The sequence below is a fragment of the Carboxylicivirga caseinilyticus genome, from assembly GCF_050589785.1.
GTDB lineage: Bacteria > Bacteroidota > Bacteroidia > Bacteroidales > Marinilabiliaceae > Carboxylicivirga > Carboxylicivirga caseinilyticus.
This window is the reverse complement of sequence record NZ_JBNGOX010000024.1, coordinates 32,340-48,568: the sequence shown is the minus strand read 5'-3', so window position 1 is coordinate 48,568 and position 16,229 is coordinate 32,340. Positions and strand designations below refer to the sequence as shown.

15 protein-coding genes are annotated in these 16,229 nt (G+C 34.7%); 10 read left to right on the top strand and 5 right to left on the bottom strand.

The window, feature by feature from the left end; all coding sequences use genetic code 11:
- Positions 1–103: 103 nt before the first annotated feature.
- Together ACRD62_RS13055 and ACRD62_RS13050 are read left to right on the top strand one after the other, a co-directional pair.
- Complete coding sequence (locus ACRD62_RS13055) at positions 104–1,033, top strand: hypothetical protein (protein WP_430820555.1); 930 nt, start codon at positions 104–106, stop codon at positions 1,031–1,033.
- A gap of 11 nt (positions 1,034–1,044) precedes the next feature.
- Positions 1,045–1,497 (top strand): hypothetical protein, encoded by a 453-nt coding sequence (locus ACRD62_RS13050; RefSeq protein WP_430820554.1) that lies wholly within the window; start codon positions 1,045–1,047, stop codon positions 1,495–1,497.
- Between the two features lie 40 nt (positions 1,498–1,537).
- Here ACRD62_RS13050 and uvrA read toward each other — a convergent pair whose 3' ends face one another.
- Entirely contained in the window at positions 1,538–4,339 is a 2,802-nt protein-coding gene (uvrA, locus tag ACRD62_RS13045) for an excinuclease ABC subunit UvrA (protein WP_430820553.1), read from the bottom strand.
- A gap of 206 nt (positions 4,340–4,545) precedes the next feature.
- Here uvrA and ACRD62_RS13040 point away from each other — a divergent pair, with 206 nt between their 5' ends.
- Both ACRD62_RS13040 and ACRD62_RS13035 read left to right on the top strand, forming a co-directional pair.
- On the top strand, positions 4,546–5,139 hold the full coding sequence (locus ACRD62_RS13040; RefSeq protein WP_430820552.1) for an RNA polymerase sigma factor: 594 nt from the start codon (positions 4,546–4,548) through the stop codon (positions 5,137–5,139).
- A 63-nt stretch (positions 5,140–5,202) separates the two neighbouring features.
- Complete coding sequence (locus ACRD62_RS13035; protein WP_430820551.1) at positions 5,203–5,406, top strand: hypothetical protein; 204 nt, start codon at positions 5,203–5,205, stop codon at positions 5,404–5,406.
- A gap of 7 nt (positions 5,407–5,413) precedes the next feature.
- Here ACRD62_RS13035 and ACRD62_RS13030 read toward each other — a convergent pair whose 3' ends face one another.
- Together ACRD62_RS13030 and ACRD62_RS13025 are read right to left on the bottom strand one after the other, a co-directional pair.
- Positions 5,414–6,409 (bottom strand): glycosyltransferase family 2 protein, encoded by a 996-nt coding sequence (locus ACRD62_RS13030; protein ID WP_430820550.1) that lies wholly within the window; start codon positions 6,407–6,409, stop codon positions 5,414–5,416.
- 101 nt (positions 6,410–6,510) lie between these two features.
- Positions 6,511–7,728, bottom strand: coding sequence for a 6-phosphofructokinase (locus ACRD62_RS13025; protein WP_430820549.1), 1,218 nt, complete (start codon positions 7,726–7,728; stop codon positions 6,511–6,513).
- A gap of 327 nt (positions 7,729–8,055) precedes the next feature.
- Between ACRD62_RS13025 and ACRD62_RS13020 the strand changes: the two genes are divergently transcribed.
- Complete coding sequence (locus ACRD62_RS13020; RefSeq protein ID WP_430820548.1) at positions 8,056–9,699, top strand: diphosphate--fructose-6-phosphate 1-phosphotransferase; 1,644 nt, start codon at positions 8,056–8,058, stop codon at positions 9,697–9,699.
- A gap of 100 nt (positions 9,700–9,799) precedes the next feature.
- On the top strand, positions 9,800–10,201 hold the full coding sequence (locus ACRD62_RS13015) for an RrF2 family transcriptional regulator (protein WP_321410074.1): 402 nt from the start codon (positions 9,800–9,802) through the stop codon (positions 10,199–10,201).
- A gap of 6 nt (positions 10,202–10,207) precedes the next feature.
- Here ACRD62_RS13015 and ACRD62_RS13010 read toward each other — a convergent pair whose 3' ends face one another.
- Positions 10,208–10,903 carry a 16S rRNA (uracil(1498)-N(3))-methyltransferase gene (locus ACRD62_RS13010; protein ID WP_430820547.1) on the bottom strand — a complete coding sequence of 232 codons (696 nt, stop codon included), beginning with the start codon at positions 10,901–10,903 and terminating at the stop codon, positions 10,208–10,210.
- Positions 10,904–11,000: 97 nt separating this feature from the next.
- Positions 11,001–13,232: a sensor histidine kinase gene (locus tag ACRD62_RS13005; RefSeq protein WP_430820546.1), complete on the bottom strand. Its 2,232-nt coding sequence runs from the start codon at positions 13,230–13,232 to the stop codon at positions 11,001–11,003.
- 181 nt (positions 13,233–13,413) lie between these two features.
- Here ACRD62_RS13005 and ACRD62_RS13000 point away from each other — a divergent pair, with 181 nt between their 5' ends.
- From ACRD62_RS13000 to ACRD62_RS12985, 4 genes are all read left to right on the top strand, one after another.
- Entirely contained in the window at positions 13,414–13,989 is a 576-nt protein-coding gene (locus ACRD62_RS13000) for an RNA polymerase sigma factor (protein WP_430820545.1), read from the top strand.
- Between the two features lie 51 nt (positions 13,990–14,040).
- Positions 14,041–14,385, top strand: a complete 345-nt coding sequence (locus ACRD62_RS12995) for a hypothetical protein (protein ID WP_430820544.1) — start codon at positions 14,041–14,043, stop codon at positions 14,383–14,385.
- A 2-nt stretch (positions 14,386–14,387) separates the two neighbouring features.
- Positions 14,388–14,897 carry a Spy/CpxP family protein refolding chaperone gene (locus tag ACRD62_RS12990; protein WP_430820543.1) on the top strand — a complete coding sequence of 170 codons (510 nt, stop codon included), beginning with the start codon at positions 14,388–14,390 and terminating at the stop codon, positions 14,895–14,897.
- 103 nt (positions 14,898–15,000) lie between these two features.
- Positions 15,001–15,945 (top strand): Spy/CpxP family protein refolding chaperone, encoded by a 945-nt coding sequence (locus tag ACRD62_RS12985; RefSeq protein ID WP_430820542.1) that lies wholly within the window; start codon positions 15,001–15,003, stop codon positions 15,943–15,945.
- Positions 15,946–16,229 lie beyond the last annotated feature (284 nt).

Below are 16,229 nucleotides of genomic sequence, written 5' to 3'. Positions count from 1 at the left end.
TCAAATCCTTTGTTATTGTGTATTATTTGGAATTTTTATAGTAATTTTCCAAAATTGAGTTTTTTAGTAAAATTTGTATAAGATAAAATATAAATATTTCATCATGAGAAGTATGTTGACCAGACCATTACTTTATTTCTTTTCATTATTAGTGTCCGTTTCTATTTTTAGCTCTTGCGGTTTGGGTTCTCAAAAGAATCAAACTTCTGAAGAGAATAAAATCGTAGAATCGGTTAGTACAGACGGAAAGGTTGTAGATGATTTCAAAAAATCAAAATTGATTTTTTATTCCTTGCCTTCACCTTTGGAAACGGCTATGCTTATTAAACGAGCTGGTGCAACTTATAATGAAGAATTATTGAATCCTCTGGATAACGTTGGAAAATATGCTACAAACAGACAAATGGCATTAAACCTGGGTGTATATTCAGCTGATTTAAGTTATACCAGTTTGTTTGATCAAACTCAAAGTTCTATAAAGTATATGGCAAATACCAAAAAACTTGCTGAAGGATTGGGTATTATGGATGCCATTGATGAAGAGACAATGAAAAAGTTGGAGAATAATATGAATAACCGCGATGTTATGATGGATATTATCTCTGAGACTTTTATGACTTCGAATGCATATTTAACTGATAACGATCGCCCTGCAATTGCAGTGATGGTTTTAGTTGGTGGATGGGTTGAAGGTTTATACCTGGCAACGCGTTTAACCAATGGCTCCTTAGAAAATAACAAAAGACTGATTGAAAGAATTATCTATCAAAAATTGAGTTTGTATACTGTTATTAATCTGATGGAAGAATACAAGTCGAATGAAGACATTGCTTATCTTCTGGATAAAGTGAATGAATTAAAGGTAATTTTTGATCAGGTTAAGATTGTAAACACCTCCAAAGTAGAAGCAGATACCGATGAAGCCAATAAGGTAACCACCATTAAAGCTGAATCAGAAACCTACATCTCAAAAGATGTATTTGAAAAGCTTCTTGAGAAAGTTGAAGAGATCAGAACAGAGTTTATTTCATAATATCCTGTTTTATGTTGGCTCTTAAACGAATTGTTCTTCTTTTAAGCCTTGTTTTGATGACAAGTGCTTTGAGTGCACAATGTTTTTCTTTTGCGAAAAATGTTGGGAAAGCAAAATTAGGTGCATTTGTGCATGATGGTAACTATAATGCAACTATTTTATCTGAAGGTGAAAAAGCTGAGCTCTTTAAAACATTCTTCGAAGGACAAAAATACCGAATCAGTATAAGTAAAATTGAGCAACTTCCTCCTATACATTTTAAATTAATCAATAGTGATGGATCTGTTTTATTCGACAATAAGGACCACGATTACAGTTTGTCTTGGGATTTTGAAGTTAAATCAACACAAATGTTAATTGTTGAAATGCAGGTGCTGGAGCGAGAAGCTGAAGATATTGTTTCGGGGTGTGTTGCGGTATTGTTTGGGGTTGAAATGGAAAAGGATAAGAAGAAAAGAATGTAATTAAATCAATCATTTTATATTTAAAGGCTGATGACTATCATCAGCCTTTTTTATTTAAATAAGGTTCTAAGTATTTTCCGGTATAAGATTCTTTCACTTTTATCAAGTCTTCCGGAGTTCCTGCAAATACCAGGTTTCCTCCCTCATTACCTCCTTCAGGTCCAAGATCAATAATCCAATCGGCCGATTTGATGATATCCATATTGTGCTCAACAATTATTAATGAATGTCCATTTTTTACCAGAGCATTAAAGGCATCTAATAGCTTTCTAATGTCGTGAAAATGCAATCCGGTAGTTGGTTCATCGAAAATGAATAACGTAGGTTCGCTCTTTTCATTAGCTAGGTAGAATGCCAGTTTAACCCGTTGACTTTCTCCTCCACTTAATGTACTTGATGATTGACCAAGTTTAATATAACCCAACCCAACGTCAGATAATGGTTTCAATCGGGATACAATTCGCTTGGCTGTTGTTAGTTTAGATTGTCCAAAAAAATCGATGGCTTCATCAACTGTCAGTTCTAAAATATCATAAACATTTTTATCATGAAATGATACTTCCAGAACTTCATCTTTGAATCGTTTGCCGTGGCAACTTTCGCATTTCAAAATGATATCGGCCATAAATTGCATTTCCACCTTGATGGTACCTTCTCCCTGGCATTCATCACATCGCCCACCATCAATATTAAATGAGAAGTGTGATGGTTTAAATCCGTTCAGTTTCGAAGCCTGTTGATCAGCCATTAATTTACGAATTTCATCCCAGGCTTTGAGGTAGGTAGCAGGGTTGGATCTGGAACTTTTACCAATTGGATTTTGATCTACAAATTCCACATCTTTTATATGCTTTACAGCTCCCTCTATCATGTCAAACGATCCGGTTTTGTCAGCATAGCCACCCATCTGTTTTTTTAGAGCCGGATACAATATTTTTCTAACCAACGAAGACTTTCCGCTTCCTGAAACGCCTGTAACAGAGCATATAACATTCAAAGGAAAAGAAATATTGATATTTTTAAGGTTGTTTTCGCATGCCCCTTTTATATGAATGGCATGATTGAATTTCCTTCTTCCGGAAGGTATGGGTATTTGTTCAATACCTTTCAGATACTTTGTTGTGAGGCTTTTTTCTGATGCCTGTAATTCATTGAAATCACCCTGAAATACCAATTCACCACCAAGTCGACCCGCTAGAGGCCCAATGTCAATAATTTTATCAGATGATCTTATAATATCTTCATCATGTTCAACCACAATAACTGTATTGCCAACTTTTTGAAGATTTCTCAGAACTTTAATCAGTAAATGAGTATCTCTTGAATGTAATCCAATGCTGGGTTCATCTAAAATATAAAGCGATCCTATTAAACTACTTCCAAGACTGGTTGCTAAATTTATTCGTTGACTTTCACCTCCTGAAAGGGTAGAGGATAGTCGGTTAAGAGTTAAATATCCCAAACCAACATCATTCAGAAATTGAAGACGAGTCTGTATCTCTGTTAACAAGCGACCTGCAACTTTCTGATCGTGTTTGTTGAGTGTTAGCTGGGCGAAAAAAGTATTTAATTCCGAGACCGGCAGGTTTACCAGATCGTGAATATTACGGTCGTTTACTTTTACCCAGCTGGCTTCTTTTTTTAATCTGGCTCCACTACATTCAGGGCAAATAGTTTTACCGCGGTAACGCGATAACATTACACGATATTGAATTTTGTATTGCTGTTCTTCTACATGTTTAAAAAACTGATCAAGGCCGTAGAAATGTTCATTTCCGGTCCACAAAAGCTTTTTTTCTTCCTTACTTAATTCAAAGAATGGTTTATGTATTGGGAAATTGAAGTAATGGGCATTATTGACGAGAACATCTCTCCATTCACCCATTTTTTCTCCTTTCCAACAAGCTATTGCGCCATCGTAAACCGATAAACTTTTATTGGGTATTACCAAATCTTCATCAATGCCAATAACGTTTCCAAATCCTTCACATCTGGGGCAGGCTCCAACCGGATTGTTGAAGGTGAAGAGATGTTCTGTTGGCTCTTCAAATGTGATGCCATCCAATTCAAATTTGTTGGAAAAGACAACAGTTTTTGTTTCGTCTTTTAGAAATAGTTTGATGGTACATTCCCCTTTTCCTTCATAAAAGGCAGTTTGTACCGAATCAGCCAATCGACTTAATGTTTCTTCATCAGAGGCAGCGGAAAGACGATCGATAACCAGATTGATGGTTTCACAATTTTTTGTATCATCTTCTTCACTGTTAAGTATATCCTCTATTCTGATGAATGTATCATTTGCTTCAACACGGCTGAATCCCTGTTTTAGCAAAATATCAAGATGTTCTTTGCATGTTCTGTCTTCAGAATGATGGACTGGCGCCAAAACTGCAAGTTTCGTTCCTTCGGGAAGTGAATTTACGTAGTCAACCACGTCACCAACATATTGTCTTTTAACTTCCTGTCCACTAATTGGAGAAATGGTTTTTCCAATTCGTGCATACAAGAGTTTGAGATAATCATATATTTCGGTACTGGTACCAACTGTAGAACGAGGATTTCGGGTATTTACTTTTTGCTCAATGGCAATAGCCGGAGGAATCCCTTTGATAAAATCAACCTCGGGTTTATCCAGTCGACCAAGGAATTGTCGGGCATAACTACTTAGGCTTTCTACGTAACGTCTTTGACCTTCTGCATATAAAGTATCGAAAGCAAGAGATGATTTTCCGCTACCCGATACTCCGGTAATTACAATAAATTCATTTCGCGGAATTTCCAGGTCTATATTTTTTAAATTATGAACTCTGGCACCTTTTATAACTATTGTTTTCTCCTGCATCCTGATCATTCTTTTCTAAAAATCAAGCACAAATATAGCTATCGTCAGACACTAAGTAAAACTTATTTTTCAATTAGCTAACTAATATATAAAAGTCAAAAATTTGCTTTTGAAATGTTTTTTTACTTTTTTTAAACTCAAATTATAACTAACATAAATGCTTTGCCTATAGAAGACCTTTACAAGATTATTAAATAAATAGTGGTATGGAAAAGCAAATTATGCTTTCTGATGAAGAACTTGTAAAGAACTTTATTGCAGGCAATGTTACATGTATCGATATTCTTATCGATAGACATAAAGCCAAAGTTTTCTCATATATAATGATGTGCGTCAAGCAACAGGAATTGGCTGAAGACATTTTTCAGGAAGCTTTTATAAGAGTAATTAAAACATTGAAGAAAGGTAACTATTCTGATACCGGTAAATTTTCTTCATGGGTAATGCGTATTGCTCATAACCTGATCATTGATCACTATCGAAAACAAAAGAATCAGGTGATGATTTCGAATGATAATTATGAATTCGATCTTTTTAACTCAACTCGTTTTTCTGATAAATCGATTGAGGATAAAATGGTTTTTGAGCAGATATTAAGCGAACTGAATTCATTGGTGAAATTACTTCCTGATAATCAAAGGGAAGTGGTTGAAATGCGTCATTATAAAGGGTTAAGCTTTAAAGAGATTGCAGAAGAAACGAATGTAAGTATCAATACTGCACTGGGTAGAATGAGATATGCATTAATGAATCTGCGTCGAATGATGGAAGAGCGTAATCTTTCATTTACATTATCTTAATATCAAAGCAATATTTTTTAATAGGCTACGTTTTGTTGGTAAATAGTATTAAACAAATAGCCTATGAAAGAATTGTTTACTCACGAATACTTACAACAAGAAAGAGAGGCCGGGCGCCTGTTGGATATTTATGATCGCATACCAGACGATTTTTTTGTGCATCAAAAAAGTTCTATTGAGTTAATTGTGCGAAAACTGAAAGGTTTTGCAAGAGTTTATCAGAACATTAGTCTGAATGGTGCTGATTCTGAAATAATAATTAATTAGATCAATGTTAATCGTAGAATGATTGGGCAAAGCTGTGAAAACTACCTTTGCCCCTTATTATTCTAACCCAAAAGGCATTGATAAATCCGTAGCCGTATCCAAATAACTGCACTAGCGAAGCCATTGAACAGAGTATAGCCACATTGAATTTTTTGGTTCTTATCCATGCGTCAGTAATAACGCTGAGAGGAAATATCAAAACCAGAATAAAAATGAGCGGATTTAAAAATAAAGCTCCTAAAATTAATATGGGATAACCAATGGCGAACATTGAAGGAAGAAGATGCACTATTTTAAGTGTTCCGGGATGCATTAATGATAAATCAATTCGGGCAATACCAGAGTTGAATACCTGCTTGTAAAAAGCTTTAAATTTGGTTCTGCGTTTGTGATAAACGTATGCATCTCGTATTAATTTAATGTCGTATCCGGCTTCTGCAATACGCATACTGAAATCTAAGTCTTCACCGAAACGCATCTCGCCAAAGCCTCCCAGTTCTGTAAATACCTTTTTACTTACACCCAGATTAAAGCTTCGAGGATAAAATTTATCCAGATTCTTTTTGCCACCTCTGATACCTCCTGTTGTGAGTGGAGATGTCATTGAATAGCTGATTGCTTTTTGGATAGGGGTGAAGAAAGGATGTGAACTATCCGGTCCACCATAACATTCAATGTCAGATTTTTCAAATTCATCTATTATAACATTAAAATAGTTGGATGGGATAATACAATCGCTATCAAAGAAGACCAGAAAATCGTTTTTAGCCTTGGATGCACCAAAGTTTCGGGCAAGACCAGGACCTTGATTTTCCTGATAATAATAATGCAAATCCAATTGATGGAAATAAGGATCAATTACGTCTTTCGAGCTTACGGTTGATCCATCTTCGACAATGATAACTTCGAATTCCGATTTTGCTGATTGTAGTGTTAGTGACTCTAATAATTCAACAATTTCTTCTGGACGATTGTAAACTGGAATGATAACTGAAAATTGCATTTGGTCCTATGTTTGGACTCAAAGATAATAAATCTTGTTACTTATTATAGTTAATGGAATGTTTAGATGATTTAATAAAACTTAAAATTTAGGTTAAAATTCTATTCTTTTGTTAAAATCATCATTGGATCACCAATGATGTTTGAATAAATCGGACGATATCGGTTGGTATCATAAAATTTGGCAACGTTTACTCTTTTAGTACTCTCACCCTTAGCATCTTTTTTAACAGCTTCTATACTGATATGATTGTATTTACCATCATTGATGCATACCATCTGCCCACTATGATCTTTAATAATTAAATCCATTGCTAAATTAGCATATGCTGTAGGTACTATAGAATCGAGAGCATCGGGTTCGCCTGAACGAACAAGATATCCCAGTTTCTGATTAATTACGTTAATCTCTTTTCCCTGGTTAAACTTAGGACTTAGCTTTTTGAGTTGCTGTCCGATGGTTTCACCAATGCCTCCCAGTTTTTTATGACCGAAAGCATCTGTTTCATGGCTGGTATAAATGATCTGACCACCTTCAAAGCTGGCTCCTTCTGATACTAATACAACCGAATACTTACTTGGATTATTATTTCTGTCTTCTACCATTAAGGCAGTCAATTGTTCAATGTTGAACTGATGTTCGGGAATAACGCATCTGTCTGCAGCTCCACCAACAGTTGGTAATAGCGCAGAAAAACCTGCATTACGACCAAAAACCTCTAATACAAGGAATCGTTCATGAGAGCCGGCGCATGTACGCAAAGCATGTGTTAACTCAATGGTTCGTGTAACACAAGTACTGAATCCAATGCAATATTCTGTGCCGGGTACGTCACCATCCATGGTTTTGGGTATTGCAACCAGTTTGATGCCTTCGTGATGAAGTCTTACACCATAACTTAAGGTATCGTCACCACCTATAGGTATCAGGTAATCTATGCCTAAATATTTGAGATTTGTAACAGCTGCATCGGTGAGGTCATTAAACTCATCCTTGTAATTTGGTTTTAAATGATCTGGTATATCTGATATGTGAACATTGTTTGCTTTGGTTCGGCTTGAATGAAGAAATGTTCCGCCGGTCCGGCCAAGACGATTAACCATATTCTCAGTTAATTCAACACAATAATCCTGATCTTCAATTGGAAGAGAAGGATTGATTGAGATAACTCCTTTCCAACCATTACGGATACCTATAACTTTGTAACCTTCATGAATCGCCCTGATAGTAACAGCCCGAATTGCTGGGTTTAATCCAGGAACGTCTCCACCTCCTGTTAAGATGCCAATTGTTTTTGGGGTACGTTTTTGAAGTATCATAACATTGACTTTAAGTTAGACTGTTAATACAATGAAAAACAATCAGGAATCAATTATTTATCATCTATTTAAATTTAAGAAATAAATTGAATAAGTATTGTATACATAGCTCATTATTTGGAACAAAGAAGGATGTTGGTGCTGTATTAAAAAATTGCTTTAGTATCTATCTAATAGATAATTGATATAAATAAGTTAATGATTGTAAATTATAGGTCCTTAATATTTCTATTCTGAAAAAATATAAGCAAATTTGCAGGATTATTACAAAATGACATTAGTAAATTAGAATTTCACCTTAGTGTTATCATAATATACGGATAAAAAATGATTAAGAGTCCACTTCAAATTGCAAGAGAAAGTTACGCTCCAAAATTGCCAAAAGCATTAAAAGGAAGCGTGAAAATTGTTGAAGGAAAAGAAACTGAATCAGTTGCTGATCAGGCTGATATTAAGGCAATGTTCCCAAATACATATGGAATGCCTTTATTGACCTTCGAACCAGGTGAAGCTGCTCCAACAGCAGCTCGTAACGTTGGTGTTATTTTATCTGGAGGTCAGGCTCCTGGAGGTCACAATGTGATTTCGGGTATTTACGACGGATTAAAAAAGTTGAATCCAGACAATAAACTTTATGGTTTCCTTGGTGGACCAGGTGGTTTGGTTGACAATGAATATGTAGAATTAACTGCTGAAATCGTAGATCACTACCGTAATACCGGTGGTTTTGATATCATTGGTTCTGGTCGTACCAAACTGGAAGAAGAAGAGCAGTTCGAAAAAGCTTTAGTAAATTGTAAAGCTTTGGATATTACTGCTTTGGTTATTATAGGTGGTGATGATTCAAATACAAATGCTTGTGTATTAGCTGAATATTACAAAAATAAAGCTGCAGGTGTTCAGGTTATTGGTGTACCAAAAACAATTGATGGTGACCTTAAAAACGAAATGATTGAAACTTCATTCGGTTTTGATACTGCTTGTAAAGTTTACAGCGAGTTAATTGGTAACATCCAACGTGATGCTAACTCAGCTAAAAAATACTGGCACTTTATTAAACTAATGGGTCGTTCTGCTTCTCATATCGGTTTAGAGTGTGCTTTACAAACTCAACCAAATATTTGTATTATCTCAGAGGAAGTTGAAGCAAAACAACAAACTTTGGATGATGTAGTTACTTATATTGCAGAGGCAGTTGCAAAACGTGCTGCAAACGGAAGTAACTTCGGTACAGTCTTGATTCCTGAAGGTTTAGTAGAGTTTATTCCTGCTATGAAAGCATTGATTGCAGAGTTGAATGATTTATTGGCTCACAACGAAGAAAAAGTTAATGCTTTAGAAGGTAACAAAGAAAAACGTGAATTTGTAGCAGAGTTACTTTCAGCTGATTCTCGCGAAGTATTTGTATCGCTTCCTAACTCAATTGCCAACCAGTTGATGGCTGATCGTGATCCACACGGAAACGTTCAGGTATCGTTGATCGAAACAGAAAAAATGTTGATCGATATGGTTAAAGCTAAATTGAAAGGTTGGAAGAAAGAAGGCAAATTTGTTGGTAAATTTAGTGGTCAGGCTCACTTCTTCGGATACGAAGGTCGTTGTGCTGCTCCTTCAAATTTCGATGCTGATTATTGTTATTCTTTAGGAACAACAGCTTCCGTTTTAATCGCAGAAGGTAAAACTGGTTATATGGCTTCTGTACGTAACCTTACTGCTTCTTCTGATGAGTGGATTGCTGGTGGTGTACCTGTAACCATGATGATGAATATGGAAAAACGTCATGGTGAAATGAAACCTGTAATTCAAAAAGCTTTGGTTCGCCTTGACGGAGCTCCTTATAAGAAATTTGTTGAGCAAAGAGAAGACTGGGCTATCAACACTAAATATGTTTACCCGGGTCCAATTCAATACTTTGGACCATCTGAAGTTTGTGATATTACAACCAAAACATTACAATACGAACAAGCATAGTTCAACAATAAAATTAAACCCGTAACAACATGTTACGGGTTTTTTTATATTTTAGCGACAATAAAGTTATTTAAGTATTCAATAGCTGTTTAAATAAATCATGTCAAAAATTGTAACATTATCAGAAGCCGCCTCAATTGCATTGCATTCAATGGTATTAATAGCCAGGAGTGAAGTGAAGTTAAATGTAAATCAGATTTCAGAAGCTATTGAAAGTTCAAAACATCATGTGGCCAAGGTTATGCAGCGTTTGGCAAAAGAGGATTTTGTGAGCTCGAATCGTGGACCAAGTGGTGGTTTTGTTTTAAAATGTGATCCCGAAAAATTATCGTTGCTTCAAATTTATGAGGCCATTGAAGGTAAAATAGCAATACATAGTTGTCCCGGAGATAAGCGAACCTGTGTGATCGGATCATGTATGTTAGGTGATCTTGCCAAAACGATGACCAGGGAATTTAAAAACTATATGGAGAGTCATTTTCTTAGTGAATACATTAACTAAGATGGTTTATTCATTTAAGAGATGTATAGTGTGGCAGGCTGCTAATCCGGCTGTTTCAGTGCGAAGACGGCTTGTTCCTAGTGATACCATATGACATCCTCTATTCTTTGCCATTTTAACTTCTTCCGGAGAGAAATCACCTTCAGGACCAATACAAAGTACAGCATCCGAATTTAATTGATAAGCATCTTTAAGAAGTTGTTTTTCATCATCATAACAATGAGCAAGGTAAGTTTGAGGGGCAGGTGTTGATTCAATAAATTTTGTGAAAGTTGTAAGCTCATTTACTTTTGGCATATAAGCTTTCAATGATTGTTTCATTGCAGATATGGCAATTCGTTCTATTCTATCGATTCTTAATTTCTTTCTTTCAGAATGAGAACAAAGCAATGGTGTGATTTCATCAACTCCTAGTTCAACCGCTTTTTCGATTAACCATTCAAAACGATCCATGCTTTTGGTAGGAGCTACAGCTAAATGAACCTTAAATTCAGGCTCTGTATGATTGATTGTTTTTACTGATCCAATCTTACATTTTTTAGGGTGGGCATTAATGATGGTACCTTCGAAATACTGGCCTTTACCATTTGCTATCGTAATAATATCACCTGCTTTGTGTCGTAAAACATTAATACAGTGTTTACTCTCAGACTCACAAAGAATACCGTCTCCCTTGAAACTGGGATCGTAAAAAAGTTCCATATCATTAATCTTTGTGCAAATTTAATAATAAGTTGAAATTCTTACATGGATTTTGAGTCTGGATTTAATTGTTGGTTAAACTAGCCGTTTCCGAAACTTAACAAGGTAAAGCTACTATGAATTCAGCACCTCCGCCTGTTGGAGTTTTTACGCTGATGGTTCCATTCATTAATTCAGTAAGACTTTTTGTTATGGATAATCCTAAGCCAGTACCACCATGTTTTTTGATAGTTGATTCATCTATTTGCCGGAATCTGTCGAATATAATTTTTTTATCATGATCTGAAATGCCAGGCCCTGTATCTCTAACAGATATTTCAATGTTATCCGATTTACTATTAGAGTATGATATTTCTATAAAACCATTCTCAGTAAATTTAATGGCATTGGATACCAGATTTAATAAGATTTGGTACAAACGCAACTGGTCAGTTTTTATGTAATAAGGTTGATCAATATCTTCAACAGATATTTTAAAATCAATTGGTTTATTTAGCGAAATGATTAATGAATTTGCTAAGGATTGAAGCTCTTTAAACATTTGATGCACATCAGTCATTTGAAAATTGATTTTCATTTGACCTGATTCAATTTTACTAATGTCTATTATATCATTAATAAGGGTAAGTAAATTTTCTCCACTTTTCTTAACAAGAGTCAGGTATTCGTTTCTCTCGTCTTCATTAAGATTATTCTCAAGAATTAAGTCGGTAAAACCCAGTATTGCATTCATTGGAGTACGGATTTCGTGCGACATATTGGCTAAAAATGATGATTTTAGCCGATCACTTTCTTCCGCTTTCTCTTTTGCCTGTCTTAATTCCTGTTCGAATATCTTTTGTTGGTTAATGTTTTGAATAATACCGGTTATTCTGTGTGGTTCATTGTTGAACTGCTCAGTTATTCTACCCAGAATTGAAAACCAATTATATTCATCTTTTTTATTTTTTATTCTGACTTCACATCTAAAAGCATCATCTAAACCTTTTTTATGCTTATCATATGATTGTTGCAGGTTGTTGATGTCTTCGGGATGAATATTTTTAATCCAGTTATCAAAAGTCAGATTTAATTCCTCTGTTGAATTATATCCAAGTAAGATTGCAAAACGCTCATTAAAATAAGCCTCTTTTGAGTTGTAATCGATATCCCAAAGTCCCTCGTTGGCTCCATCAACAGCTAATTCCAATCGTTTCTCACTTTTAATAAGGTCAAGCTCAATTTTCTTACGCTTAATCATATCGGAAATCAAAATTGTTATGACCAAAAGGAGTGTTAAAAGTATGATTAGCAGAAATAAGAGCTCTTGCTTAAATTCAGAGATAAAGTTATGGGGTTGATTAATGATTTGATAGTTAGCAATGGTTTCAGGTACATGCAGGTTGTAATAGTCAAGCTTGGCCTGATCAAATATAAACTTTTGCTTAGGTGTCGTATAAAGTGGGGCCTTTTGTCCCTTTATTAATTTCATAATCAAATCGGCGGCAAGTGTCCCTTGATCGGAACCTTTTAGAATTTTACCTCCAACTATGCAGTTAGGCATTAAGAAATCCCAGTTACTATAAACAGGTATATTAACATTGCTAAAAAAATACTGACTTTCTTTCATCATTTCATTAGCAATACCATTTCTATTGGTATACAGACTTAATAAATAAATTGCCTTACCTCTAGGATCAGTCTTTTCCAATTGTTCTTTTAAGAGTTTTGGATTGGAGGCGTCTAATGTTTTGTATGCGATGTTTTTGGAAAAGGGTGTTATCCCATCAATAAATTGTTGGGTAAATATTTTTCCTGATAAAGTTTGATCAGAAATGGCAATAATTTCTTGAAGATCAGGTTGAAGTTGTGTGATTAAATCAATTGTTCCGAAAATATCTAATTTCTCGAGTACAACAGCATGTTTGGTTGAATCAATTAAATGGGTATAATCTTCAATATTATTTACTCCGCAAAACACAGCTGGAACATCGCCCCAGATAGAAGATCCGTTTTCGATAAAAAACTCAAAAGCTTTGTTGTCAGAGCAAATTACACCATTGATTTTGTGATTCTTAAACTTTTGTTGATAGGTTTGCTTTAATAGATTGAAATATTCAGAATTCTGGAAGCGTTTACTATCCATGAACTCATGATAGAGTCTGGTTGACTCATCTTTTTCAAAAGATTTGATGATAGCATTGTCAATATCAGATGTCCATTTAAAACCTATATGATATGAACTTAATACTACTATTTCATTGAGCTCTTCTGCATAACTTGAAAAAGAGTGAGAAAGTAGTGTAGATAGTAATAAATAAAAGTATAAAACTTTTTTTCTGCACATCATTTAGGGTGAATTGATTAATGCTTCGAATTTTTATAAATATACTAAATTATTTACTATATAATTATCATTATAGCATAGTGCTTTTGGCCAATTGATGTGTAAACATTATAAAAGTTGTAAATTTATAGGTTTAAACGAAGGATAGATTTAATAAGATCGTCAAAGTAGTAGAGTTTAAATAATGATTGAAGATAGACTTTTAGTAAAACAGGTAAAAGAGGGCAATAAAGATGCCTTTAGGCAGTTGGTAACTGTCCATCACCGACGGGTGATACATATCTGTATGTCCTTTGTCAATCAGCTGGAAGATGCAGAAGATGTTGCTCAGGAAGTTTTTATTGAAGTTTTTAAATCTATCTCAAATTATCGCGAAGAATCGAGTCTGTCGACATGGTTGTATCGTTTGTCGGTTAATAAATCATTGGATTACTTACGACAGAAGAAACGTAAAAAACGAGGGTACGGTCTGCTAACATCGATAGATAATGATGAGATGGCTAATTTATCGGTTGTTGATGCAGGAGATGCCTCAGAGGAAATGGAAGAAGAGGAGAGAAGAAAGGTACTGCTTAAAGCAATGGATAAATTGCCCGAAAGACAGCGGGTGGCTTTAACCTTATCAAAGTTGGATGAGCTGCCGCAAAAAGAAGTAGCTGATATAATGGGTGTTTCTGAAGGTTCTGTAGAGTCGCTTTTAGTTAGAGCGAAAAAGAAATTAAAAGAAATACTACTGTTTCAAAAAGAAGAAATTTTTTAAAAAACGCAGGAAGTTTTACATGACGACGTCAAATAAAATGAAAGGACGAACATGAAAGATTTTAATAAATATAGTAAGCAAATTGATTCCATTATCGAAACACCTTTATTCGATGATAAAATGAATATAAGTGTTGACTTTGTGGATAAGGTGATGAATAAAGTTGAAAAAGTTTCGCCTTCAAAGCCCTATCTTAAATATATGGTGAACATTGCAGCATCACTTGCTTTTATAATGTTAATTGGAAATTTAACGTTAGTTCTTAATAAAATAAATAGTTCTGCAGAAAGTCAAGTTATTGAAGAGTGGGCAAGTACATTCGAATCCGATGAAAATAGTCATTGGTCAGTTTATTATGATATTGAACTTTTGGCATCTGCCGATAAAACTAATTAATTATGAGCAGGAGTTGTAAAATATGTTGGATAATTCTGGCGGTGTTTTTTATAGGTAACATAGTTGTACTATCATTGTGGTTAACCAACTCTGGCAATAATAATGATTCAGGTATTGTAAAAAATAGTGACAGAGCAAGGGTAAAAGAGCAGTGGAAACAACAGTTTATTAGGAAGCTGGATTTGGATACTGTTCAATTTGCAGAGTTTGAGCGATTAAGAAATGAACATATACAACAGGTTATTAGCTATCAACATCAAATAGATAGTCTCAAAGAACAATTAATGAATCAGACTTTTTCCGGAACCAGTGATTCTGTAATTGTGAAGAAGAGTATTAATGATATTGCAGAATTACAGAAAAGAATTGAATTTCTGAATTTTAACCATTACAAAAAGGTAAGAGCTGTTTGCCGAAATGAAGAACAAAGGCTAAAGTTGGATGATACATTCCGTCATTGGATGGATCAGCCAAAAGGCAGAAGAGGCAGACGAGGTATGGGGCCTCGTTAAATAAGCCCAAAAATCATATAACTTATTGAATTACATGTAAGAGCTAGGTGAGTGATTTAGCTTAATAGGATAACTATATCAATTAACTAAAGATTTTAATACGATGAAAACTAAATTAATTGTGGGATTTGTAGCATTAGCTATAGTTGCCGTATCGACAACAACCCAGGCACAAAGAAGACAAGGTAATAATAGACAGGATTGCATTTTACAAGACGATTTAACACAAGAACAAAAAGATAAGCTTGATGAATTAAGAGTTGATTTTTACAAGCAAACTCAGGCTGACCATAATCAATTGAATGAATTAATGGCCAGAAAACATACTTTAGAAACAACAAACCCGGTTGATAAAAAAGCGTTGTATGATTGTCTGGCTTCAATAAATTCAGTTCAAACAAAGCTGCAAAAAGAAAGAGTGAGACATTTTCAGGATGTTAAAGCAAATATGACAGACGAGCAAATTATTGTATTTGATTCCCGTAATAAAGGACGCATGCATCAGGGCTTACAAGGACAGGGACGTAATGGTAAAGGTTATGGAAATGGACAAGGACCTGGTAAAGGACAAGGTTTTGACTGTGCACAAACTGGCCAGGGATTTGGCCAAGGTCAGGGTAAACGTGGTGATGGACAGAGATTAGGAAGAGGACAAGGCCAGGGTAAGGGTCAGAGAGGAAGAGGATATGGAGATGGTCAGGGGCAAGGTAAAGGACAAGGAAATGGCATAGGACTGTACTCATTAGATTTAACTGATGCACAAAAGGAATTTATGGATAAGTCACGGCTGCAAATGTTAGAGAAAGAGCAAGGTCTTAAAAACAAACTTAACGAATTGGATGCTCAGTTGAAAACTAAAACAACAGGTAAAAATATTGACCTTAAACAAGTTGATAAGTTGATTAATGAACAATCTGAAATACGATTGCAAATGGCACAACTTAAGGCTGATCATAGAATGGAAGTGAGAAGCCAACTTACCGATGAACAAAAAATTGCATTTGATAGCCGACCTATAGGTGGAAGAGGAAGAGATGGAAGATACTAGATTTGTTTAATAAATTGGTTAAAGAGCTGTCTGTAAATGTAACAGGCAGCTTTTTTTATTAATTAAGCATGCATTAAAAAAAAAATAAAAAATAAACATTTTAAGCGAAGGATTTAAATTAATAATGACGTCATAATGAAAGCGATTGTTCTGAATGTTCGTTTACGAACATACTGTATCAAAATCGTACACCTTTTTAACTAAAAAATATAATTAAATTACAGTATATTAATGTGCTATAATGTATAGTACGTTTTTTGTTATTAAAAAGGATACCTAAATCA

What these genes read in the sequence shown, in the direction of transcription:
- ACRD62_RS13050 (WP_430820554.1), top strand. Translation starts at nt 1,045, where the DNA reads ATGTTGGCTCTTAAACGAATTGTTCTTCTTTTAAGCCTTGTTTTGATG.
- ACRD62_RS13010 (WP_430820547.1), bottom strand. Translation starts at nt 10,903, where the DNA reads ATGGAACTTTTTTACGATCCCAGTTTCAAGGGAGACGGTATTCTTTGT.
- ACRD62_RS13020 (WP_430820548.1), top strand. Translation starts at nt 8,056, where the DNA reads ATGATTAAGAGTCCACTTCAAATTGCAAGAGAAAGTTACGCTCCAAAA.
- ACRD62_RS13030 (WP_430820550.1), bottom strand. Translation starts at nt 6,409, where the DNA reads ATGCAATTTTCAGTTATCATTCCAGTTTACAATCGTCCAGAAGAAATT.
- ACRD62_RS13035 (WP_430820551.1), top strand. Translation starts at nt 5,203, where the DNA reads ATGAAAGAATTGTTTACTCACGAATACTTACAACAAGAAAGAGAGGCC.
- ACRD62_RS13000 (WP_430820545.1), top strand. Translation starts at nt 13,414, where the DNA reads ATGATTGAAGATAGACTTTTAGTAAAACAGGTAAAAGAGGGCAATAAA.
- ACRD62_RS13025 (WP_430820549.1), bottom strand. Translation starts at nt 7,728, where the DNA reads ATGATACTTCAAAAACGTACCCCAAAAACAATTGGCATCTTAACAGGA.
- ACRD62_RS13040 (WP_430820552.1), top strand. Translation starts at nt 4,546, where the DNA reads ATGGAAAAGCAAATTATGCTTTCTGATGAAGAACTTGTAAAGAACTTT.
- ACRD62_RS13005 (WP_430820546.1), bottom strand. Translation starts at nt 13,232, where the DNA reads ATGATGTGCAGAAAAAAAGTTTTATACTTTTATTTATTACTATCTACA.
- ACRD62_RS12985 (WP_430820542.1), top strand. Translation starts at nt 15,001, where the DNA reads ATGAAAACTAAATTAATTGTGGGATTTGTAGCATTAGCTATAGTTGCC.
- ACRD62_RS12995 (WP_430820544.1), top strand. Translation starts at nt 14,041, where the DNA reads ATGAAAGATTTTAATAAATATAGTAAGCAAATTGATTCCATTATCGAA.
- ACRD62_RS12990 (WP_430820543.1), top strand. Translation starts at nt 14,388, where the DNA reads ATGAGCAGGAGTTGTAAAATATGTTGGATAATTCTGGCGGTGTTTTTT.
- uvrA (WP_430820553.1), bottom strand. Translation starts at nt 4,339, where the DNA reads ATGCAGGAGAAAACAATAGTTATAAAAGGTGCCAGAGTTCATAATTTA.
- ACRD62_RS13055 (WP_430820555.1), top strand. Translation starts at nt 104, where the DNA reads ATGAGAAGTATGTTGACCAGACCATTACTTTATTTCTTTTCATTATTA.
- ACRD62_RS13015 (WP_321410074.1), top strand. Translation starts at nt 9,800, where the DNA reads ATGTCAAAAATTGTAACATTATCAGAAGCCGCCTCAATTGCATTGCAT.